The sequence below is a fragment of the Paracoccus sp. SMMA_5_TC genome (genome assembly GCF_009696685.2).
In the GTDB taxonomy this organism is placed as follows: Bacteria; Pseudomonadota; Alphaproteobacteria; order Rhodobacterales; family Rhodobacteraceae; genus Paracoccus.
Genome location: NZ_CP102355.1, coordinates 2,328,112 through 2,347,115, shown reverse-complemented (window position 1 = coordinate 2,347,115; position 19,004 = coordinate 2,328,112). Strand labels below are relative to the sequence as shown.

The window sequence follows — 19,004 nt, the reverse complement described above, 5'->3', positions numbered from 1 at the left end:
ATCAACGCGCCTTCGACACGCCAAGGAGGAAAGTGATGGCGCGCGTTGCATTTCTGGGACTGGGGGTGATGGGCTTTCCGATGGCGGGTCACCTGGCAGCGGCGGGGCATCAGATCACTGTCTGGAACCGCTCGCCTGCGCGTCGCGAGGCGTGGATTCAGCGTCACCCCGGCAAGGCGGCCAGCACTGCGCGCGAAGCGGCCGAGGGGGCCGAATTCGTCATGACCTGCGTTGGCAATGACAATGACCTGCGCGAGGTCTGCCTTGGCGCGGATGGGGCTTTTGTCGGAATGACGGCGGGCGCGGTGCTGGTGGATCACACCACCGTGTCGGCCGCGGTCACGCGCGAACTGTCGGCGCTGGCCGGACAGGCGGGACTTGGCTTTGTCGATGCGCCGATTTCCGGCGGCCAGGCTGGGGCAGAAAACGGGCAGCTTTCGGTGATGTGCGGCGGCAGCACAGAGGATTTCGATCGCGCGCGACCCATAATCGACAGCTATGCCCGCATCTGCAAGCTCATGGGCCCCTCCGGCTCTGGCCAGCTGACCAAGATGTGCAACCAGATCGCCATTGCCGGCCTGTTGCAGGGTCTTGCCGAATCGCTGCATTTTGCCGAGAGCGCCGGACTGTCGATTCCGGATGTGGTCGAGGTGATCAGCCAGGGCGCCGCTGGAAGCTGGCAGATGCAGAACCGCCATCAGACCATGGCCGAAGGCCGCTTCGATTTCGGCTTTGCGGTGGACTGGATGCGCAAGGATCTGGCGATCTGCCTTGCAACAGCCGATGAAAACGGCGCCAGCTTGCCTGTCACGGCGCTGGTGGATCAGTTCTACAAGGATGTGCAGAAGATGGGAGGCGGGCGCTGGGATACGTCCTCGCTGATTGCAAGGCTGCGCAAATGACTGAAGCGGCCGATCGCCTGTGGCTTGCCAAACACCGACTGCTCGGGCTATCAGCCACACGTCGGGCGGTTAGCTCAGTTGGTAGAGCGTCTCGTTTACACCGAGAATGTCGGGGGTTCGAGTCCCTCACCGCCCACCACCCTGCACGGGTATTGCCTTGATGGCTGGCGCGCTGTCATCGTTGCGGGTGGTCGAGTTCGCCGGCCTGGGACCGACTCCTTTCGCGGCGATGTGGCTGGCCGATCACGGCGCCAGTGTGCTGCGCATCCTGCGGCCAGGCAGCCGGCACATCTTCGGGCTCGACCGCGACGTGCTGGACCGGGGGCGGCCCTGGGTCGAGCTGGATCTGAAGTCGGACCATGGCCGTGCCGCTGCGCGCGAACTTGTCCTGCGGGCAGACGCTGTCATCGAAGGCATGCGGCCCGGCGTGGTCGAGCGCCTGGGCTTGGGGCCCGCGGATTTCCCCGAGCATCCGGCACTCGTCTACGGGCGGATGACCGGCTGGGGCCAATCGGGACCGCTGGCGCATTCTGCCGGTCATGACATCACCTATCTGGCCATCACCGGGGCGCTGCATGCCATCGGGCCGGCCATGCACCCGTCGCCGCCGCTGAATCTGCTGGGCGATTTTGCCGGCGGCTCGATGTATCTGGTCGCCGGGATGCTGGCCGCGGTTCTGCATGCGCGCGAAACCGGGCAGGGACAGGTGGTGGATGCCGCGATCACCGATGGCGTCATGCATCTGATGGCGATGATCACCGGGCTGCGCAGCGCCGGCAAATGGCACGACCGGCGTGCGGCCAACCTTCTGGACGGGGCGGCACCCTATTACACCTGTTATGCTTGCGCCTGCGCGGGTCATGTTGCTGTCGGCGCCATCGAGCCACAGTTCTGGGAGGTGCTGTTGCGCGGATTGGGGCTGGACGCCTTGACTTTACCCGATCGTCACGATCCGGCGCACTGGCCGGAATTGCGCGCGCTCCTTGCCGACAGGTTTTTGCGCCGCAGCCGGGACGAATGGGCATCCTTGTTCGAGGGCAGCGACGCCTGCGTGGCGCCCGTGTTGTCCATGGACGAGGCGCCGCTGCACCCGCACAATCGCGCCCGGACCGTCTTTTGCAACGGGGAACCTGCGCCGGCACCACGCCTTACGGTTACGCCAGGCAGCATCGGTGGGGAAGGGCGGATCGACATGGCCCATGCTCTGGAAAACTGGCCTGATCGGCGGCAATTGCGTTGACTTCTGCCACGGGATCGACCATATACCCGCGACCGGCCGGGCTTTCGCCCGTTGCCGGGTTGTTATTTTGAACCTCACCCCTCAGACGGGTGCGCTGTCCGAAGGCGGGTCCGGGATCCGAAACACCTGCGATGCAGGGGCCAAAGGGCGCGGAAGAACAAGGAAAGACGGAATGTTCGCAGTTCTCAAGACGGGTGGCAAGCAATACCGGGTTCAGGCCGGTGACGTGCTGCGCGTCGAAAAGCTGAACGCCGAAGCGGGCGACAAGGTGCAGTTCAACGACGTGCTGATGATCGGCTCGACCATCGGGGCGCCGCTGGTGGCCGGTGCGGCCGTGCAGGCCGAAGTGATCGACACGATCAAGGCCGACAAGGTCATCACCTATGTCAAGCGCCGCCGGAAGCATTCGTCGCAGCGCACGCGCGGTCATCGCCAGCAACTGACCCTGGTCCGTGTTACCGACCTGCTGGAAACCGGGGCCGACAAGACCGACGTCAAGCCCGCCGTGGGTGCCCGCACCCGTGTCGAAACCGCCAACTGACCCAGAAGGAGACTGAACCATGGCACATAAGAAAGCAGGCGGTTCGTCCCGCAACGGTCGCGATTCGGCCGGCCGTCGTCTTGGCGTGAAACTTTATGGCGGTCAGCAGGCCGTCGCCGGCAACATCATCGTGCGCCAGCGCGGCACCACCTGGTGGCCTGGCGCCAATGTCGGCATGGGTCGCGATCACACCCTGTTTGCGCTGACCGACGGTCAGGTAACCTTTCGCAAGGGCCTGAAAGGCCGCACCTATATTTCGGTGCTGCCGGCCACCATCGAAGCGGCCGAGTAAGCCGATTCTTCATACTCGGGTGCTAGAAGGAGGATCGGCCCCGGCCGGTCCTCTTCGCATTTCAACCTTCTGCACCCATATCTTTCCAAAGTATTGCGGGGGAGAAACCCAGATGAGCGAACTGATTACCTCGGACACGCAGCAGATCGAAATCCGCACCGAACGCTTCTTGCTCAGACCGTTGCGCGCGTCGGATGCAGGGCTGATTGCCCATTATACTGCCGATCGACGCGTGGCCGAGGGAACCCGCTCTATCCCCCATCCGCTTCCGCCCGGCGCAGCCGAGGCCTATGTGCGCCGCGCCAGCGCCGCGGACAGGGATGAAGATGTCTGGGCCATCGATGGATCGGATCACAAGCTGGCCGAGCTGCTGGGCGTTGTGTCCCTGACCCGAATTGACAAGCAGCAGTCCGAACTGGGTTTCTGGATTGGCGCCGGATTCTGGAATACCGGTTTTGCAACAGAGGCTGTTCAGGCATTGGTGGCCGCCAACCCTCATGGATCGCGCACCCTGTTTGCCGAAGCCTTTCAGGACAATCCCGGCTCGGCGCGCGTGCTGACCAATTGCGGGTTCGAGTATCTGGGGGATGCCGAAAGCTGGTCGGTTGCCCGCAATGCGCGGGTGCCCACCTGGACTTACCTGCGCAAGATGTCCGCCTGACCCGGCGGATTTCTGTCGATGCGCAGGCCCGTCATCAGCGCCGCAGGGTTACCGAATTTCCGGCGCTGGTGATTACCACCTCGCGCAGATTGTCCAGCACTGCATTCGGAACGGGCAGGCCGACGGTAATCCGATCGGTGACCGGGTTGGGCGGATTTGCAGCCTCGAACGTGTTGGCTTGGGGCGGCTTGCCTACGAGAAGCAAACGCAGCACACCGTTTTCGTCCGGGCTGAGGCGGCCCGCAGGCATCGGGGTTTCGGTTTGCAGCCTTGCGTCCCACCAACCCTTGCTGGCGCCGAGTCCTTCGACGACCAGCAAGCGGCCTTCATACAGCGGCTCCCAGCGGGCGGCGGTGATGCGGGAAAGCGGCAGCCGTCCGTCAGCACGTTCGGTGGGATAGCCCCCCTTGGGTTCGATGCTTGCCGGTTGCGCTGACCCCATCCAGCGCAGCGGGTTGAGGCTGCTGTCGCCGAATCGGCCACATCCTGCAACCACCAGCAGCATACAGGCCAGCGCGCCCCAAGTCCTCTTGCCCATACCGGTCCCCGATCTTGTCCTTGGCGCAGTGATAGGCCAAGTCGGCGCGGCGCGAAAGCCTCTTTGACCTGTGCGCATGGGCAGGTTATGCCTGCCCGACCAAACGCAAAAGGATCCTGAATGGCGACCCCTGCTTTCGAAGAGATTGCCGAAACCTTCGAGTTCCTCGATGACTGGGAGGAGCGCTATCGCCATGTCATCGAGCTGGGAAAGGCGATGCCGCCCATGGACCCCGCTTTGCAGGTGCCGGCGACAAAGGTCGAAGGCTGTGCCAGTCAGGTGTGGATCCTGCCCCGAATTCAGAAGGATCGTTTCGATTTCGAAGGCGATAGCGACGCGTTGATCGTGCGCGGTCTGATCGCAATCCTGCATGCCCTTTATTCGGGCGTTCCGGTCAGCGAGGTCGGCCGGATAGATGCAGCTGCCGAACTCGCCCGTCTGGGTCTGCATGAGCATCTGTCAGCGCAACGCTCGAACGGCCTGCGCGCCATGGTCGAGCGTATCCGTCGCCTGGCAGCGACTGCCTAACTGCCGCGGCGGTGGGTAATCCAACCGCCGCCCAGGACACGTGTGCCCTCGGTCGCGTAAAACACGCAGGCCTGACCGGGGCTGACACCCTCTTCGGGGTCGAGCAGTTCGACCTCGGCCCGGTCGCTGCCCGTGACCCGCAGGATCGCAGGGCGCGGTGGCCGGGTTGACCTAATACGTGCGGCAATGGCGATTTCGCCCTCGAACGGTTGATCTCCCAGCCAGTTCACTTCGGTCACGGGCACGATACGGGTCGCAAGTGCCGACTTGGGCCCGACCACCACGCGGCGCTTGTCAGGTTGCAGGCGGACAACATAAAGCGGTTCGCCCAATCCGCCGATGCCCAGCCCCCTCCGTTGACCGATCGTATAGTGGATCACGCCACGATGCTGGCCAAGAATGTTCCCGTCCATATCGACAATGTCGCCCGCATCGGCAGCACCGGGGCGCAGCTTTTCAATGACGCTGGCGTAATCGCCGTTCGGAACAAAACAGATGTCCTGGCTGTCCGGCTTGTCTGCAACCGGCAGACCAAATCGGCTGGCCAGCGCCCGGGTTTCGGCCTTGCTCACGAGCCCACCCAGCGGGAAGCGCAGAAAGTCGAGCTGCTCCTGCGTGGTCGAAAACAGAAAATAGCTTTGATCGCGGGTCGGATCGGCGGCCATATGCAGCTCTGCGCGTTCGTGGCCTGGGATGCGCCGGATGTAGTGACCCGTCGCCATGCAATCGGCGTCGAGTTCGCGGGCTGTTTCCAGCAGATCCCGAAACTTGACCCTTTCATTGCATCTGATGCACGGCACAGGCGTTGCCCCGGCAAGATATGCCTCGGCAAATTCCTCGATGACCGATTCGCGGAATCGGTTCTCGTAATCCAGAACGTAATGGGGGAAGCCCACCCTTTCGGCGACACGACGCGCATCGTGGATGTCCTGACCCGCGCAGCAAGCCCCTTTCTTTGCCAAGGCAGCGCCATGATCGTAAAGCTGCAAGGTCACGCCGATGACATCATAGCCTTCGGCCGCCAGCATGGCCGCCACGACCGAACTGTCGACACCGCCCGACATGGCCACGACCACGCGCGTCTGTTCCGGCGGTTTGGCGAAACCCAGGGAATTCAGGCGGCTGTCTGTCACCGGCGTATGCGGCGTCTCGGGTGCGATTGTCACGGATCATCCTTCTGCAGCGTCAGGATGCGCCGCATTTCCCGCCATTTAGGCGTAACCGTTAAAATTCTCAAGGGTAGGCCGGTTGAAAACGCCGTTCGTTTCACCGAGGCTTAAGAAGTTCATGGCAAATTGAGGCAAGAAAGACAGGGACTTGCCGATGTTTTTGAAAAAGACCACAGGACCGCGAACCGCGATTTTGCCCGATGGCCGCATTCTTACCCTGGCCGATCTGCCAGATCCGCAGACGCGCTGGGTGGCCAGTCGCAAGGCCGTTGTCGTGGACGCCGTGCGTTATGGCCTGCTGCCCCGATCCGAAGCGATAGCCCGCTATGGTTTGACTGAGGAAGAATTTGACAGCTGGGATGCTGCTCTGTCCCGATACGGTGCCAATGCGCTAAAGGTGACACAGATGCAGAAATTCAGACAACCATAGATTGAATTTCATTATATGGTTGCCCTGCTAACGTGATATTAACCATTTGCTGACAATGTCGGCACATGGACTTGGCGAGCAAGGGGGCACCATGCGCATTCTTCTGGTGGAGGATGATCCGACAACGGCGCGCAGCATCGAACTGATGCTGACGAATGCCAGCTACAACGTCTATCGAACGGATATGGGTGAGGAAGGTATCGATCTTGCCAAGCTGTATGATTATGACCTGATCCTGCTGGATCTTGACCTGCCCGACATGCACGGGATGGAAGTGCTGCGTCAGATCCGGATGTCACGTATCGATACCCCCATTCTGATCCTGACAGGCTCGGACGACACCGAAAGCAAGCTGCGCGGCTTTGGATTCGGGGCTGACGATTACATGACCAAGCCATTCAATCGGGATGAACTGATTGCCCGTATCCAGGCGATCATCAGGCGCTCAAAGGGGCATAGCCAGTCGGTTATCCGCACGGGAAGCATGGTCGTCAACCTGGATGCCCGCTCGGTCGAGGTCGATGGACGACCCGTCAATCTGACCGGCAAGGAATATCAGATCCTTGAGCTGCTGAGCCTGCGCAAGGGGACGACATTGACCAAGGAGATGTTTCTCAACCATCTTTACGGTGGCATGGACGAGCCTGAACTCAAGATCATCGATGTCTTCGTTTGCAAGCTGCGCAAGAAACTGGCCGCAGCGATGGGCGGGGAAAGCCATATCGAGACTGTCTGGGGGCGCGGCTATGTGCTGCGAGATCCGGTAACCGAGACCGCAAATGTCGAACGGCTGGCCTTGCGTGCCTGACGCGACCCCGTGACTGGCTGGACAAGATTGGGCGGGCGCCGCTATCACCCTTGATCTGAAGCATGCTCTGCAAGGCAGACCAGGATGGGGAAGCGGATGGGCGACGCAACGCAATCTGATCAGGCAGCCGCAGCCGAGAAGGGTCGCGAAGCACGTCTGAAAGAGGCAAAGGCCGAGGCAAGGCGGCTGACCGATCTGCTGGAGCGGGCAAACCGGGCGTATCATGGCGAAGACGCCCCCTTCATCAGCGATGCCGAATATGACGCGGCAAAGCGGCGCCTTCAGGAAATCGAGCAGACCTTTGTCGAATTGCGCGCGGCCGACAGCCCGACGGGGCAGGTGGGTTATGCCCCGGACAGCCGCTTTGCAAAGGTGGCGCATCGTCAGCCGATGCTCTCGCTCGAAAACGCATTTTCCGAAGAGGATGTGGCGAATTTCGTGCAGCGTATCCGCGGCTTCCTGAACCTGGCGAAGGATAGGACGCTGGCCTTCACCGCGGAACCAAAGATCGATGGATTATCCCTTTCATTGCGCTATGAGGGCGGTCGTCTGGTTCAGGCCGCGACAAGGGGTGACGGCGCGATTGGCGAGGATGTGACGGCCAATGCCCGCACCATTGCCGACATTCCGCACGTTCTGCCCGCGGCCGCGCCTGGCGTGCTGGAAGTGCGGGGTGAGTGCTTCATGTCGCATGAAGATTTTGCTGCCCTGAACCGATCTGACAGCGCCCGGACGTTTGCCAATCCTCGAAATGCAGCCGCGGGATCCTTGCGCCAGCTCGATCCTTCGGTCACGGCAGCGCGGCCTCTTCGTTTCTTTGCCTATGCCTGGGGCGAGGTCAGTGAACCCTTGGCGGAAACCCAGTTCGATGCGGTGGAGAAACTGGCCGATCTTGGTTTTCGCACCAATCCGATCATGCGGTTGTGCCACAACGTCGATGAGTTGATGCGGGCCTGGGGTGAGATCGAGCAGATGCGCGCCACCTTGGGTTATGACATTGACGGTGTCGTCTACAAGGTGAACGACCTGACCTATCAATCCCGATTGGGGATTCGCTCGACGACGCCACGCTGGGCGCTGGCGCACAAGTTTCCGGCAGAAAAGGCGTGGACTCGCTTGCTGGCAATCGACATCCAGGTGGGCAGAACCGGTGCCCTGAGCCCGGTGGCGAGGTTGCTGCCGGTGACGGTGGGCGGCGTAGTCGTGTCAAACGCCACGCTGCATAACGAGGATTATATTCAAGCGCGCAGCGCCGATGGCACGATCATCCGCGAGGGCAAGGATTTCAGGGTCGGCGACTGGGTGCAGGTCTATCGCGCGGGCGATGTGATCCCCAAGGTTGCCGACGTCGATCTGGGACGACGACCGGCGGATGCCGAACCTTATCGTTTTCCCGACACCTGCCCTGAATGCGGCTCACCAGCCATTCGGGAAGAAGGCGATTCCGTTCGGCGGTGCACGGGCGGATTGATTTGTCCTGCGCAGGCGGTGGAAAAGCTGCGTCATTTCGTGTCTCGCGCAGCTTTCGATATCGAGGGGCTGGGCAGCAAGCTTGTCGAAGAACTGTTTCGGGATGGCTGGATTGGTGAACCGGCCGATATCTTCACGCTCGAGCAGCGCTTTGGTCCCGGCAGCCTGACCCAGCTGCGCAACCGCGAGGGCTGGGGCGACAAGAGCGCCGCGGCGCTTTTCGCATCGATCCGTCGCAAGCGTGAAATTTCCTTCGAGCGTCTGCTGTTTGCCTTGGGCATCCGCCATCTGGGCGAAGTCGCCGCGGGCGCCGTTGCAAGACACTATCATACCTGGCCGGAGTTGGTGCGCGCCTTGGATATCGCGCGTCCCGCCGCCCTTGCCCATCGCGAGGCCGAAACAGCCATGATGGCCGAACGTGAGGCCGCGGCAGCGCAACAGCGCCGACCGCGCCTGGCAGAGGTGCGGACCTCTGTTCTGGCCCGCGCTCAGGTTCCTCCCGAGGCCAGCGCCGCCTGGTCTGATCTGATTGCCGCGGATGGCATCGGGCCGGTGTTGGCATTGTCGCTTTCGGATGCTTTCGCCAACCCCGGCGAGCGTGGTGCGATCGATCGGCTGATCGCGCATCTGAACGTGCTGCCGGCCAAGGCGCGCGCGACCGACAGTGCCATTGCCGGCAAGACCCTGGTTTTCACCGGAACGCTGGAAAAGATGACGCGTGCCGAGGCAAAGGCTCGGGCCGAGGCCCTGGGCGCCCATGTCGCGGGCTCGGTCTCGGCCAAGACGGATCTGGTTGTTGCCGGCCCTGGCGCGGGGTCCAAGGCACGCAAGGCTGCCGAACTGGGCATCCGCGTGATCGATGAGGACGAATGGCTGGCGATCGCGCTAGGCTAACCCCGGGCCGGCCGGAAGCGCTGTTTCCGCTGTTCGCGCCGGTCCAGAACCTGCCCGGTGTCGGGCCGCGTGCGGCCGAGGCGCTGGCGCAGATGGGCGTTACCCGCCCGCGCGATCTGGTGCTGACCCTGCCGCATGGGGGTATACGCAGGCGGCTGATCGAGCGGCTCGCGCAAGCGACCCCGCCCGAGGTGATCAGCATTGTCATTGATGTCAAACGGCACATACCCGCCACGGCCAAGGGTCGGCCCTGGCGTATCCTGTGCAGCGACGGCGACAGCGACCTGCAACTGGTCTTCTTTCACGCGCGCAAACCCTGGCTTGAACAGCATCTGCCGGTCGGTGCGTGGCGGCTGATCTCGGGCAAGCTCGAACTGTTCGACGGCGTGGCGCAAATGGTGCATCCCGATCATGTCCTGCCTGCCGATGCGGCCCCGCCCCCGTCATTCGAGCCGGTGTATCCCCTGTCTGGCCGTCTGACGCAGGGGGTGATGCACAAGGCTGTGGCGGCCGCGATGGCTCAATTGCCCCAGCCCGCCGAATGGATCGATCCCGGCGTTATCGCGCGCGAAGCCTGGCCGGACTGGCGTCAGGCATTGCGCCTGGCCCATGCGCCAGCGGGTCCGCAAGGGCTGTCGCCCACCGATCCCGCCCGCCAGCGCCTGGCCTATGACGAGCTTTTCGCCCATCAGATGACGCTGGCGCTGTTGCGGCGCAACAGGCGACGGCAGCGGGGGTTGGAAACCCGGGGCAATGGCGCGTTGCAGGCGCGGGTGCTGGCCGGGCTGCCCTGGCCCCCGACCGGCGCCCAGAAACGGGCCTTGGCCGAGATCGCAGCCGATATGGCAGCCCCGCGCCGGATGAGCCGATTGCTGCAAGGCGATGTTGGCGCCGGCAAGACGCTGGTGGCGTTCCTGTCGTTGCTGATCGCGGTCGAGGCGGGCGGGCAGGGGGTGCTGATGGCGCCCACCGAAATCCTGGCCCGCCAGCATCTGCAGGCGCTGCGCCCCTGGGCGCAACTGGCCGGCATCCGCATCGAGGCGCTGACCGGCCGCGATCGAGGCGAGGCGCGCGAGACGATTCTGACCGATCTTGCGGCCGGCGCGATCGACATCCTGATCGGCACCCATGCGGTGATCCAGAAGGCGGTCGCATTTCATGACCTGCGCCTGGCAATCATAGACGAACAGCATCGCTTCGGCGTGAATCAGCGGCTGGAACTGGCCAGCAAGGGCGCCGCTGCGCCGCCGGACATGCTGGTGATGACGGCAACACCAATCCCGCGCTCGCTGGCGCTGGCCCAATTCGGCGACATGGACCTGTCGGTTCTGGATGAAAAGCCCCCCGGCCGCCAGCCGATCCGCACCACGGTCATTCCTGACAGCCGGATCGAAGAGATCATGTCGCACCTGGCGCGGGCGATTGCCGCCGGCTCGCGTGCCTATTGGGTCTGCCCGCTGGTCGAGGAAAGCGAACGTGTCGATCTGACCGCTGCGGAAACGCGGTTTCAGGCGTTGCGCGCGCGCTTTGGCGATCAGGTGCGGCTGATGCACGGCCAGATGCCGCCGGATCAACGCGATGTCGCCATGGCCGATTTTGCCGCCGGACGGGCGCAGATCCTGGTCGCGACCACGGTGATCGAGGTGGGGGTGGACGTGCCAGAGGCCACGATCATGGTGATCGAACGGGCAGAAAGCTTTGGCCTGGCTCAGCTGCACCAGTTGCGTGGCCGCGTCGGGCGGGGCAGCGGCGCATCAAGCTGCGTGCTGATGTATCAGGAACCGCTGTCCGAAACCGGCCGCAGGCGGCTGGCCATCCTGCGCGAGACCGAGGATGGCTTTCGCATCGCCGAAGAGGATCTGGCCCTGCGGGGGGCCGGCGACGTGATCGGCACCGCGCAGTCGGGGTTGCCGCGGTTCCGCATCGCCGATCTGGAACGTCAGGCGGGGCTGATGGCAATGGCGCGCAAGGATGCGCAGGCGTTTCTGGAACGCGACCCGCAGATGCAGACACCCCGGGCCGAGGCCGTGCGCTTTCTGCTGTGGTTGCTGGAGCAGGATCAGGCAATCCGCCTGATCAACGCCGGGTAATATTCCTTAAGATGTTCTTAAAAAGTTCTTTACACGAATCGCACCGTATGAGAACAAACCATAAACAACCTGATGAGGTCCGCATGAACCGCGAAACATTGTCCGATCTGCTTGGCACGATTGCGATTTCGGTCACTGCCATCATCCTGTTTTCCCTGCCGTCGATCCTGGCGGCGTGACCCTGACTGCCCCGCGCGCAGAACCGTCTGTCGCCTGGGCGGTTCGACGTCCCCCGGCGAATACGCGCGCCACTGCCGGCCCCATGGGCCGGCTTTTTTTGGGGGGAATAAGGCGGTTTCAGGCGGGCGATGCGTCGATCGCACCCAGAATCGCGTCCCAGGCCAGCAGGATCGAGGCATGGCGGTTGGGAAAGTCGCGCGCCGGCAACAGGGCCTCCAGCGCGTCAAAGGGCGGTTCGGGGGCAGGGCCGTCCTGCTTCAGCATCCGTTCCAGCGCGTCGCGCGCGGCGCCGATTTCCTCGCGGCTGCGGCCGATGGCCACGCGACCCGCCACCCCGGCCGATGCCTGACCCAGGGCACAGGCCCGGACCTCTTGCGCGAATTCGGCGATACGGCCGTCTTGCATCACCACATGCGCCGTGACCGAGGATCCGCATTGCGGCGAACGCCGATGCGCGCTGCCTGTCGGCGCAGGCAATGTGCCCAGGTGAGGAATGTCCGCCGCCAAGGCCAGGATGCGGCGCGAATAAAGCTGCATCAGGTCGCTGTCGGACATGGACTTTTCCCTTTCTGCCACCGCATCTAGATAGGCATGGTCATGCCGAAAGGAAAGCCGATGTTCGACCTCGCCAGCCTGAAATACGATGCCAACGGGCTGATTCCCGCCATCGCCCAGGATCATCGCAGCGGTGAGGTGCTGATGATGGCCTGGATGAACGCGCAATCCCTGCGCCGAACGCTGGACAGCGGTCAGGTCACCTACTGGTCGCGCTCGCGGCAGGCGTTCTGGGCCAAGGGCGAAACATCGGGGCATGTCCAGAAGCTGGTCGAACTCCGCATTGATTGCGACCGCGACTGCCTGTTGCTGCTGGTCGAGCAGATCGGCCCGGCCTGCCACACCAACCGGCGAAGCTGCTTCTATTCGGCGCTGCGTGACGATGCCGAGGTCGAGATCATGCAGCCGCTAGAACCCTAGTTGCTGGCGGATCTGGTCGGGGGTGATGCCTTCGTCGCGCAGCAGGCGCAGCGCGCGGGCGTCGTCGCGCTTGGCCAGCCTTTTGCCCTGTGCGTCGCGGATCAGGCGATGATGGTGATAGCTTGGCTGAGGAAAGCCAAGAAGTTTCTGAAGAAGAACATGTATCCATGTAGATTCAAAAAGATCTTCGCCGCGCGTCACCAATGTGATGCCCTGCTCGGCATCGTCGATCACTACCGACAGATGATAGCTGGTCCCCATGCCGCGCCGCGCCAGCACCACATCGCCGATCCGCGCCCTGAATTCTGCGGCAGACAGGGAATGATACCCCGGCCCGACGATCTGATCGACAAAACCAAGCCCCTCGCAGCCCAGGTGAGCAAAGGCCCTACCCACATCCAACCGCAGCGCGTCACCTGCTGCGGCATCGCGCATGCTGCGGCCACGACACGTGCCAGGATAGACCGGTCCATCGGGGCCAAGGTTGGGGGTCGCACCCTCTTGCGGGGCTGACAACGCTTGCCGGATATCGGCGCGGCGACAGCGACAAGGATATAGCAGTCCCAGTTGTGTCAGGCGGTCCAGGGCCGCCCTGTAAACCTCCAGGCGTTCCGACTGCCTCATGACCGGTTGCGGCCATTCAAGGCCCAGCCAGTGCAGATCCTCATCGATCATGTTTTCATAGATCGCGCGGCATCTGCTCTGGTCGATATCCTCGATCCGCAGCAGGAACTGGCCCGGGCTGGCCAGTTGCGCGGCCGTCAAGGCTGCAAAGGCATGGCCCAGATGCAGCGGGCCGGTGGGCGATGGTGCAAAGCGCGTGCGCGTTATATCTGACCCGCAAGCCATTGGGAAAAATCTTTTTTCGCCCGATCAGTGTAAGCGGGATAGCGATCCTTGCGCCCCTTGCGCCCGGTGCTGCCTGCATCCAGCGGCGGGAACAGGCCAAAGTTCACATTCATGGGCTGGAAGCTGCGCGCATCAGCCCCGCCGGTGATGTGGTTGACCAGCGCCCCCATGGATGTCGTGGCGGGCGGTGGCGGCAGATCGCGGCCCAGCGCTTCGGCTGCGGCCATACGGCCCGCCAACAACCCCATGGCCGCAGATTCGACATAGCCTTCGACCCCGGTTATCTGACCGGCAAAGCGCAAGTTCGGGCGATCGCGCAGACGCAAGCGATTGTCGATCAACCTGGGGGAATTCAGGAATGTATTGCGGTGAATTCCGCCCAGACGTGCAAAGCTGGCGTTTTGCAGCCCAGGAATGCGTCTGAAAACATCGACTTGCGCGCCATATTTCATCTTTGTCTGAAAGCCGACCATATTATAAAGCGTGCCCAGCGCATTATCTCGGCGCAGCTGCACGACCGCATGGGGTTTTTCGCTGGGCTTATGGGCGTTGGTCAGCCCGACGGGCTTCATCGGCCCATGGCGCAGGGTTTCGCGGCCGCGTTCGGCCATAACTTCGATGGGCAGGCAGCCGTCGAAATAACCCGCGGTTTCGCCTTCGTGAAATTCGGTTTTCTCGGCAGCCAGCAGGGCGTCTATGAAATCTTCATACTCCTGGCGCGTCAGGGGGCAGTTGATATAGGCGGTGCGTTCGGCCTCGGTTTCGCCCTTGTCGTAGCGACTTTGACGCCAGCAGATGGACATGTCGATGGTGTCGGCGTGAACGATCGGCGCGATGGCGTCGAAAAAGGCCAATGCGCCTTCGCCAGTCGCTGCCAGGATCGATTGTCCCAGCGCCGGCGATGTCAGCGGACCAGTTGCGATGATCCAGCGGCCGTCCTGCGGCAGTTCGGTGATTTCCCCGGGGGCAAAGCTGATCAGGGGCTGCTCATGCAGGGCCCGGGTAACAGCGGCCGAAAATGCCTCGCGATCGACCGCCAGCGCCCCTCCGGCCGGCAGTCGATGCTGTTCGGCCATGGCCATGATCAACCCGCCTGCGGCCCGCATTTCCCAATGCAGCTGCCCGACCGCGTTCATGCGGTCGTCATCCGACCGAAAGCTGTTCGAGCAGACCATTTCTGCGCAATCGCCGGTGCGATGGGCAAAGGTTCCGACCTGTGGCCGCATCTCGTGCAGGACAACCGGCACCCCCAAACGCGAAATCTGCCAGGCGGCCTCGGACCCGGCCAGACCGGCGCCGATGACATGGATCGGTTCCATGGCTTCCCCTTTTTCACTACGGCGGGCCTGTTAACAAGGCGCGCAGCGCATCACAAGCAAAAGGGCGGCATCCGCAAGGGATGCCGCCCGCGACTGGATCGGGACGTGGCGATCAGGCCTCGGCCGCGGCTTCCTCGTTTTCCTCGGACCGCAGGCCCGAAGGCGCCGCGATGTTGGCGATGACGAAGTTGCGATCAATGGTCGGCTTGACGCCCTTGGGCAGCTCGACATCGTTGATGTGGATCGTGTCGCCGATCTGCTTGCCCGTCAGGTCGACGGTGATGTGATCGGGGATGTCCGACGCCGTCACGACCAGTTCAACCTCGGGACGCACGACGACCAGCGTGCCGCCACGCTTCAGCCCCGGCGAAGCTTCGTGGTTTTCGAAGTTCACGTGGATGAACAGGTTGACGCGGGTGTTGCGGTGCAGGCGCATGAAGTCGATATGGGTCGGAAGATCCTTGACCACATCGCGCTGCACGCCGCGGCAGACGACGCGGACGTCATCCTGACCTTCGACCTTCAGGTTCCACAGGGTGGACATGAAGCGGCCGGCGCGCAGCTTGGTCAGCAGATAGTTGAAGTCCAGGGCGATCGGCTGCGGTTCCTTGCCGTCGCCATAGACGATGCCGGGCACCTTGCCTTCGCGGCGAGCTTGGCGGGCGGCCCCCTTGCCTGTCCCCGCGCGTGCCTCGGCCACCAGATCCGGGATCTCTTTGGCCATGTCGGTAATCCTTTGTTAAGCGTTGGCGGCCATCCTCCAAGGGTGCATGGCCAAGGCCGGGCCTATAACGCGACGCAAATGAAATGTGAAGCAGAAAAAGCTTGCATGACGGACCGAAATGGCACGATCAAGAGGCACCATACCAACACATTTCCGAACCGGCGGGGACACAGGTTGCACCGCATTCATTCCTTGGACTATCTCAAACTCGGCCTGGCAATCGCGGTTGCCTTCGGCCACACCTACTGGCTGCAGACCCACATGACACCGCAGCTGTTCATGATCGGCAACGGGCTGATGCGGGTGATGGTGCCGACGTTCTGCATTACTGCCGGATATTTCCTCTATTCCGCGGTGGCCCGTGGCAAGGGGCTGAAATGGCTGAAGCGCGTGGCGGTGTTGTATCTGTTCTGGATGGCCGTCTATCTGCCGTTCTGGAGCAACGAGGTGCATGGGCCGCTGTCCTTGGTCAAGACCCTGGTCTGGGGGTATTTTCACCTCTGGTTCATGGCCGGAATCCTGGCGGCCGGCGCCTTCGTGCTGATCCTGCGCGAGATCGGCCAGCGCGTGGCGCCACTGGCACAATACCGGCTGATGATGGCGGTGGCGGCGGTCTGCGCGATCATCGGGGTGGTGCTGCAATATGTCTCGCTTTCCGGGATCGCCAAGGTTGGGGTGCACAAGTTTTCAAACGGGCTGTTCATGTGCTTTCCGTTTCTGGCAATCGGCTATGTCATTGGCCGCCGTGTCGCCCGCTGTGGGATGGAGGCATTGCCGGCCCGACCGCTGGTGCTGCTGGCAACAGTCGTCGGTCTGGGGCTGTTGATGGTGGAATCCTGGCTGGTTCAGGCTCGCTGGGGTTTGCAGGTGATGCTGGATATTCCGCTGAGTTCGTATGTTGCCGCCCCGGCATTGTTCATTGCCACCCTGGGCACGCGCATGCCCGCGCCACCCATGCGTCTGGATCCCATTTCCGCCTCGATCTACTTCATGCATGTGATCGGATTGTGGCTGGCCACCCAGATGGGTTACAGAAACCTGGGGGAACAGATGCTATTTGCCGTCGGTTTACCGACGCTGGTCGCCCTGATCCTGCAGCGCTTCCCCATTCCCGGCTTTGGCAAACCGCGCCATCCCTCTGGGCGGCGGGACCACGCGCGGCCGTGAGGCAGGTGCTCAGGCCGGATCGGCCCAGGGGTTCAGGAAATCTTTCGGCAGCAGCAGATTGTGTCGGCCCAGGTTGCGCACATCGCGTTCGCCGCACAGCGCCATGGTCACGTCCAGTTCGCGACGGATGATATCCAGCGCCGTGGTGACTCCAGCCTGGCCCATGGCCCCCAGCCCATAGATGAAGGCGCGGCCGATATAGGTGGCATGCGCCCCCAGCGCCAGGGCCTTCAGCACGTCCTGTCCCGAGCGGATGCCGCTGTCGAGGTGGATTTCCACCTGATCGCCAACCGCCTTTACGATATGCGGCAGCATCCGGATCGAGCTGACGGCGCCGTCCAGTTGCCGGCCGCCGTGATTGCTGACGACGATCGCATCGGCGCCAAAGCCCGCCGCCATGCGCGCGTCCTCGGGGTCGTTGATGCCTTTCAGGATCAGCTTGCCGCCCCAAAGGTCGCGGATGCGCGCGATCTTGTCCCAATCGAGTTGCGGATCGAACTGCTCGGCGGTCCAGCTGGCCAGCGACGAGGTGTCGCCGACGCCCTTGGCGTGGCCGACGATATTGCCGAAAAAGCGGCGGCGGGTCTGCAGCATCTCGATCCCCCAGCGCCATTTCGTCGCCAGGTCCATCAGCACGGGCAGGGTCAGCTTGGGCGGGGCGGACAGGCCGTTCTTGAGATCCTTGTGCCGCTGTCCCAGGATCTGCAGGTCCAGCGTCAGCACCAGGGCCGAACATTGCGCCTGCCGGGCGCGTTCGATGATCGCCTCAAGAAACTCCTGGTCGCGCATGACGTAGAGCTGGAACCAGAACGGATGGCCGGTAGCCTGCGCCACATCCTCGATCGAACAGATCGACATAGTGGAAAGCGTGAAGGGCACGCCGAAATCCCGCGCGGCGCGTGCGGCCTTGATCTCGCCATCCGCAGATTGCATGCCTGTCAGACCAACAGGCGCCAGGCCGACCGGCATGCTGACCGGCTGTCCGATCATGGTGCTGGCCGTATTGCGGTCGGACATGTCGACCGCCACGCGCTGACGCAGGGCAATGCGCCTGAAATCGTCGCTGTTCTGGCGAAAGGTGGTCTCGGTATAGCTGCCGCTTTCGGCGTAATCGTAGAACATGCGCGGCACCCGCCGGCGGTAGATGCGCTTGAGATCGTCGATGCAGGTAATCACGGGCATGGAACAATCCTATCGGGTCGTGGCGGTGCATTCTGGCGCATCGTCGGGACAGGCGGTTGCCGCGCTGTCCAGCGGCTGGCGTGCCAGTGCCGCGGCGCGGTCGCGCAGCGCCTGTGCGCGTCGCGCCAGCGCGGCCTGATCGATCACTGGGGCAGGCGCGCGCCCGGACAGCGCCCCTGCGCGTGCCTGCAAGGCTGTCGCCAGGTTGTCCTGCCGCGCGGCATCCGCGGCATGAGCAGGCAGGGCCGGTTCGGCCAGCATCTGTTCGGTCGGCAGCAGCGCCGGATAATCGCCGCTGTCGTCGCCGCAGGCGCTCAGCCCCAGCAAGGCCAGCGATGCTGCAATCAATGGCTGTCGCATTCCATTCCCCGGACGATCGTTGCGCGAACCATAGGGCGGCGTCGGGGGCAGGGGCAAGATGCGGTCTTTTCTTTGCCGAGTGTCAGACCTAAACGACGGTATGGCACGCAAACAGGGATCAAGGGCAGAAATCACCGGACCGCTTGTCCGCGAGGCGGCGCGGCGGCTGTTTGCCCGCCATGGCTATGCCGCGGTGTCCATGCGCCAGATCGCGGCCGAGGTCGGGGTGCAGGTCGGCGCGCTTTACGCCTATACCCCCGACAAGCAGGCACTGCTGGCCGATCTGCTGCATGGTCATATGGAAGAGTTGCTGGCCGCCTGGGTGGACGATCCGTCGCGCCCGGCGCTGGAGCGACTGGAGCGGTTCCTGCGCTTTCACATTCGCAACAGCCTGGAACGCCCCGAATCGGTGTTCCTGTCCTATATGGAACTGCGCAACCTGACGCCCGAAAACCGCAGTCGCATTGCCGCACTGCGCCGCCGCTACGAGGACGCACTGGAAGCCATCCTGATCGCCGGCGAGGCCGAAGGAAGCATGTCGGTGCCGGACACACGGCTGGCCACCATGGCGCTGATTGCAATGCTGACCGGGGTGACGAACTGGTATCGCGAAGGCGGCCGCCTGGATCAGGACCGCGTGCTGGCCGTCTATTGGGATCTGGTGCGCGGCGCGGTCGGCGCGTGA

Annotated in this window: 21 protein-coding genes and 1 tRNA gene; 14 read left to right on the top strand and 8 right to left on the bottom strand. The window is 63.3% G+C overall.

From position 1 onward, the window contains the following. The first annotated feature begins 35 nt into the window (after positions 1-35). From GB880_RS12145 to GB880_RS12120, 6 genes are all read left to right on the top strand, one after another. Positions 36-902: an NAD(P)-dependent oxidoreductase gene (locus GB880_RS12145; protein ID WP_154489994.1), complete on the top strand. Its 867-nt coding sequence runs from the start codon at positions 36-38 to the stop codon at positions 900-902. A gap of 63 nt (positions 903-965) precedes the next feature. Then, positions 966-1,041, top strand: a tRNA-Val gene (locus GB880_RS12140). Positions 1,042-1,062: 21 nt separating this feature from the next. After that, the gene (locus tag GB880_RS12135; RefSeq protein WP_154489992.1) at positions 1,063-2,142 is read left to right on the top strand and encodes a CaiB/BaiF CoA transferase family protein; all 1,080 of its coding nucleotides are present in this window, start codon (positions 1,063-1,065) and stop codon (positions 2,140-2,142) included. Between the two features lie 172 nt (positions 2,143-2,314). After that, entirely contained in the window at positions 2,315-2,683 is a 369-nt protein-coding gene (rplU, locus tag GB880_RS12130; protein WP_154489990.1) for a 50S ribosomal protein L21, read from the top strand. 19 nt (positions 2,684-2,702) lie between these two features. Then, positions 2,703-2,975: a 50S ribosomal protein L27 gene (gene rpmA / locus GB880_RS12125; RefSeq protein WP_154489988.1), complete on the top strand. Its 273-nt coding sequence runs from the start codon at positions 2,703-2,705 to the stop codon at positions 2,973-2,975. 112 nt (positions 2,976-3,087) lie between these two features. Beyond that, positions 3,088-3,636: a GNAT family N-acetyltransferase gene (locus tag GB880_RS12120; protein WP_154489986.1), complete on the top strand. Its 549-nt coding sequence runs from the start codon at positions 3,088-3,090 to the stop codon at positions 3,634-3,636. Positions 3,637-3,670: 34 nt separating this feature from the next. On the opposite strand, the gene GB880_RS12115 is transcribed toward GB880_RS12120, so the two are convergent. Further along, the gene (locus tag GB880_RS12115; RefSeq protein ID WP_154489984.1) at positions 3,671-4,174 is read right to left on the bottom strand and encodes a hypothetical protein; all 504 of its coding nucleotides are present in this window, start codon (positions 4,172-4,174) and stop codon (positions 3,671-3,673) included. Between the two features lie 120 nt (positions 4,175-4,294). Between GB880_RS12115 and GB880_RS12110 the strand changes: the two genes are divergently transcribed. Next, positions 4,295-4,702, top strand: a complete 408-nt coding sequence (locus GB880_RS12110) for a SufE family protein (RefSeq protein WP_154489982.1) — start codon at positions 4,295-4,297, stop codon at positions 4,700-4,702. Here GB880_RS12110 and mnmA read toward each other — a convergent pair. Then, positions 4,699-5,835: a tRNA 2-thiouridine(34) synthase MnmA gene (mnmA, locus tag GB880_RS12105; RefSeq protein ID WP_263467380.1), complete on the bottom strand. Its 1,137-nt coding sequence runs from the start codon at positions 5,833-5,835 to the stop codon at positions 4,699-4,701. The genes GB880_RS12110 and mnmA overlap by 4 nt on opposite strands. Before the next feature lie 190 nt (positions 5,836-6,025). Here mnmA and sciP point away from each other — a divergent pair, with 190 nt between their 5' ends. From sciP to recG, 4 genes are all read left to right on the top strand, one after another. Beyond that, entirely contained in the window at positions 6,026-6,301 is a 276-nt protein-coding gene (gene sciP, locus GB880_RS12100; RefSeq protein ID WP_154489980.1) for a CtrA inhibitor SciP, read from the top strand. Positions 6,302-6,392: 91 nt separating this feature from the next. After that, the gene (ctrA, locus tag GB880_RS12095; protein WP_154489978.1) at positions 6,393-7,109 is read left to right on the top strand and encodes a response regulator transcription factor CtrA; all 717 of its coding nucleotides are present in this window, start codon (positions 6,393-6,395) and stop codon (positions 7,107-7,109) included. A 96-nt stretch (positions 7,110-7,205) separates the two neighbouring features. Further along, the gene (gene ligA, locus GB880_RS12090; RefSeq protein ID WP_154489976.1) at positions 7,206-9,473 is read left to right on the top strand and encodes an NAD-dependent DNA ligase LigA; all 2,268 of its coding nucleotides are present in this window, start codon (positions 7,206-7,208) and stop codon (positions 9,471-9,473) included. Beyond that, positions 9,449-11,563: an ATP-dependent DNA helicase RecG gene (gene recG, locus GB880_RS12085; protein ID WP_154489974.1), complete on the top strand. Its 2,115-nt coding sequence runs from the start codon at positions 9,449-9,451 to the stop codon at positions 11,561-11,563. Before ligA ends, recG begins: the two co-directional genes overlap by 25 nt. A gap of 297 nt (positions 11,564-11,860) precedes the next feature. Here recG and GB880_RS12080 read toward each other — a convergent pair whose 3' ends face one another. Then, positions 11,861-12,298, bottom strand: coding sequence for an iron-sulfur cluster assembly scaffold protein (locus tag GB880_RS12080; protein ID WP_154489972.1), 438 nt, complete (start codon positions 12,296-12,298; stop codon positions 11,861-11,863). 60 nt (positions 12,299-12,358) lie between these two features. Here GB880_RS12080 and hisI point away from each other — a divergent pair, with 60 nt between their 5' ends. After that, on the top strand, positions 12,359-12,718 hold the full coding sequence (hisI, locus tag GB880_RS12075; protein ID WP_154489970.1) for a phosphoribosyl-AMP cyclohydrolase: 360 nt from the start codon (positions 12,359-12,361) through the stop codon (positions 12,716-12,718). On the opposite strand, the gene gluQRS is transcribed toward hisI, so the two are convergent. The 3 genes from gluQRS to GB880_RS12060 all read right to left on the bottom strand — a co-directional run bounded on the left by gluQRS (position 12,707) and on the right by GB880_RS12060 (position 15,610). Then, positions 12,707-13,567 carry a tRNA glutamyl-Q(34) synthetase GluQRS gene (gluQRS, locus tag GB880_RS12070; RefSeq protein WP_154489968.1) on the bottom strand — a complete coding sequence of 287 codons (861 nt, stop codon included), beginning with the start codon at positions 13,565-13,567 and terminating at the stop codon, positions 12,707-12,709. The two genes, hisI and gluQRS, sit on opposite strands and share 12 nt — an antisense overlap. Beyond that, positions 13,546-14,886 (bottom strand): methylenetetrahydrofolate--tRNA-(uracil(54)-C(5))-methyltransferase (FADH(2)-oxidizing) TrmFO, encoded by a 1,341-nt coding sequence (trmFO, locus tag GB880_RS12065; RefSeq protein WP_154489966.1) that lies wholly within the window; start codon positions 14,884-14,886, stop codon positions 13,546-13,548. The genes gluQRS and trmFO overlap by 22 nt, the downstream gene beginning before the upstream one ends. A gap of 112 nt (positions 14,887-14,998) precedes the next feature. Then, complete coding sequence (locus tag GB880_RS12060) at positions 14,999-15,610, bottom strand: 50S ribosomal protein L25/general stress protein Ctc (RefSeq protein ID WP_154489964.1); 612 nt, start codon at positions 15,608-15,610, stop codon at positions 14,999-15,001. A 192-nt stretch (positions 15,611-15,802) separates the two neighbouring features. Here GB880_RS12060 and GB880_RS12055 point away from each other — a divergent pair, with 192 nt between their 5' ends. After that, positions 15,803-16,777 carry an acyltransferase family protein gene (locus GB880_RS12055; RefSeq protein ID WP_229774246.1) on the top strand — a complete coding sequence of 325 codons (975 nt, stop codon included), beginning with the start codon at positions 15,803-15,805 and terminating at the stop codon, positions 16,775-16,777. 9 nt (positions 16,778-16,786) lie between these two features. On the opposite strand, the gene GB880_RS12050 is transcribed toward GB880_RS12055, so the two are convergent. Beyond that, complete coding sequence (locus GB880_RS12050; RefSeq protein ID WP_154489960.1) at positions 16,787-17,959, bottom strand: alpha-hydroxy acid oxidase; 1,173 nt, start codon at positions 17,957-17,959, stop codon at positions 16,787-16,789. Positions 17,960-17,968: 9 nt separating this feature from the next. Continuing rightward, the gene (locus GB880_RS12045; protein WP_154489958.1) at positions 17,969-18,319 is read right to left on the bottom strand and encodes a hypothetical protein; all 351 of its coding nucleotides are present in this window, start codon (positions 18,317-18,319) and stop codon (positions 17,969-17,971) included. Positions 18,320-18,419: 100 nt separating this feature from the next. Between GB880_RS12045 and GB880_RS12040 the strand changes: the two genes are divergently transcribed. Then, positions 18,420-19,004: a TetR/AcrR family transcriptional regulator gene (locus GB880_RS12040; RefSeq protein ID WP_154489956.1), complete on the top strand. Its 585-nt coding sequence runs from the start codon at positions 18,420-18,422 to the stop codon at positions 19,002-19,004.

Excerpts from the sequence above, each read along its gene's own strand:
- ctrA (WP_154489978.1), top strand. The coding sequence starts at position 6,393 with ATGCGCATTCTTCTGGTGGAGGATGATCCGACAACGGCGCGCAGCATC.
- sciP (WP_154489980.1), top strand. The coding sequence starts at position 6,026 with ATGTTTTTGAAAAAGACCACAGGACCGCGAACCGCGATTTTGCCCGAT.
- GB880_RS12045 (WP_154489958.1), bottom strand. The coding sequence starts at position 18,319 with ATGCGACAGCCATTGATTGCAGCATCGCTGGCCTTGCTGGGGCTGAGC.
- GB880_RS12080 (WP_154489972.1), bottom strand. The coding sequence starts at position 12,298 with ATGTCCGACAGCGACCTGATGCAGCTTTATTCGCGCCGCATCCTGGCC.
- GB880_RS12060 (WP_154489964.1), bottom strand. The coding sequence starts at position 15,610 with ATGGCCAAAGAGATCCCGGATCTGGTGGCCGAGGCACGCGCGGGGACA.
- GB880_RS12135 (WP_154489992.1), top strand. The coding sequence starts at position 1,063 with ATGGCTGGCGCGCTGTCATCGTTGCGGGTGGTCGAGTTCGCCGGCCTG.
- GB880_RS12145 (WP_154489994.1), top strand. The coding sequence starts at position 36 with ATGGCGCGCGTTGCATTTCTGGGACTGGGGGTGATGGGCTTTCCGATG.
- gluQRS (WP_154489968.1), bottom strand. The coding sequence starts at position 13,567 with ATGGCTTGCGGGTCAGATATAACGCGCACGCGCTTTGCACCATCGCCC.
- rpmA (WP_154489988.1), top strand. The coding sequence starts at position 2,703 with ATGGCACATAAGAAAGCAGGCGGTTCGTCCCGCAACGGTCGCGATTCG.
- ligA (WP_154489976.1), top strand. The coding sequence starts at position 7,206 with ATGGGCGACGCAACGCAATCTGATCAGGCAGCCGCAGCCGAGAAGGGT.
- trmFO (WP_154489966.1), bottom strand. The coding sequence starts at position 14,886 with ATGGAACCGATCCATGTCATCGGCGCCGGTCTGGCCGGGTCCGAGGCC.
- GB880_RS12040 (WP_154489956.1), top strand. The coding sequence starts at position 18,420 with ATGGCACGCAAACAGGGATCAAGGGCAGAAATCACCGGACCGCTTGTC.
- recG (WP_154489974.1), top strand. The coding sequence starts at position 9,449 with ATGGCTGGCGATCGCGCTAGGCTAACCCCGGGCCGGCCGGAAGCGCTG.
- GB880_RS12115 (WP_154489984.1), bottom strand. The coding sequence starts at position 4,174 with ATGGGCAAGAGGACTTGGGGCGCGCTGGCCTGTATGCTGCTGGTGGTT.
- GB880_RS12120 (WP_154489986.1), top strand. The coding sequence starts at position 3,088 with ATGAGCGAACTGATTACCTCGGACACGCAGCAGATCGAAATCCGCACC.
- rplU (WP_154489990.1), top strand. The coding sequence starts at position 2,315 with ATGTTCGCAGTTCTCAAGACGGGTGGCAAGCAATACCGGGTTCAGGCC.
- GB880_RS12050 (WP_154489960.1), bottom strand. The coding sequence starts at position 17,959 with ATGCCCGTGATTACCTGCATCGACGATCTCAAGCGCATCTACCGCCGG.
- GB880_RS12110 (WP_154489982.1), top strand. The coding sequence starts at position 4,295 with ATGGCGACCCCTGCTTTCGAAGAGATTGCCGAAACCTTCGAGTTCCTC.
- hisI (WP_154489970.1), top strand. The coding sequence starts at position 12,359 with ATGTTCGACCTCGCCAGCCTGAAATACGATGCCAACGGGCTGATTCCC.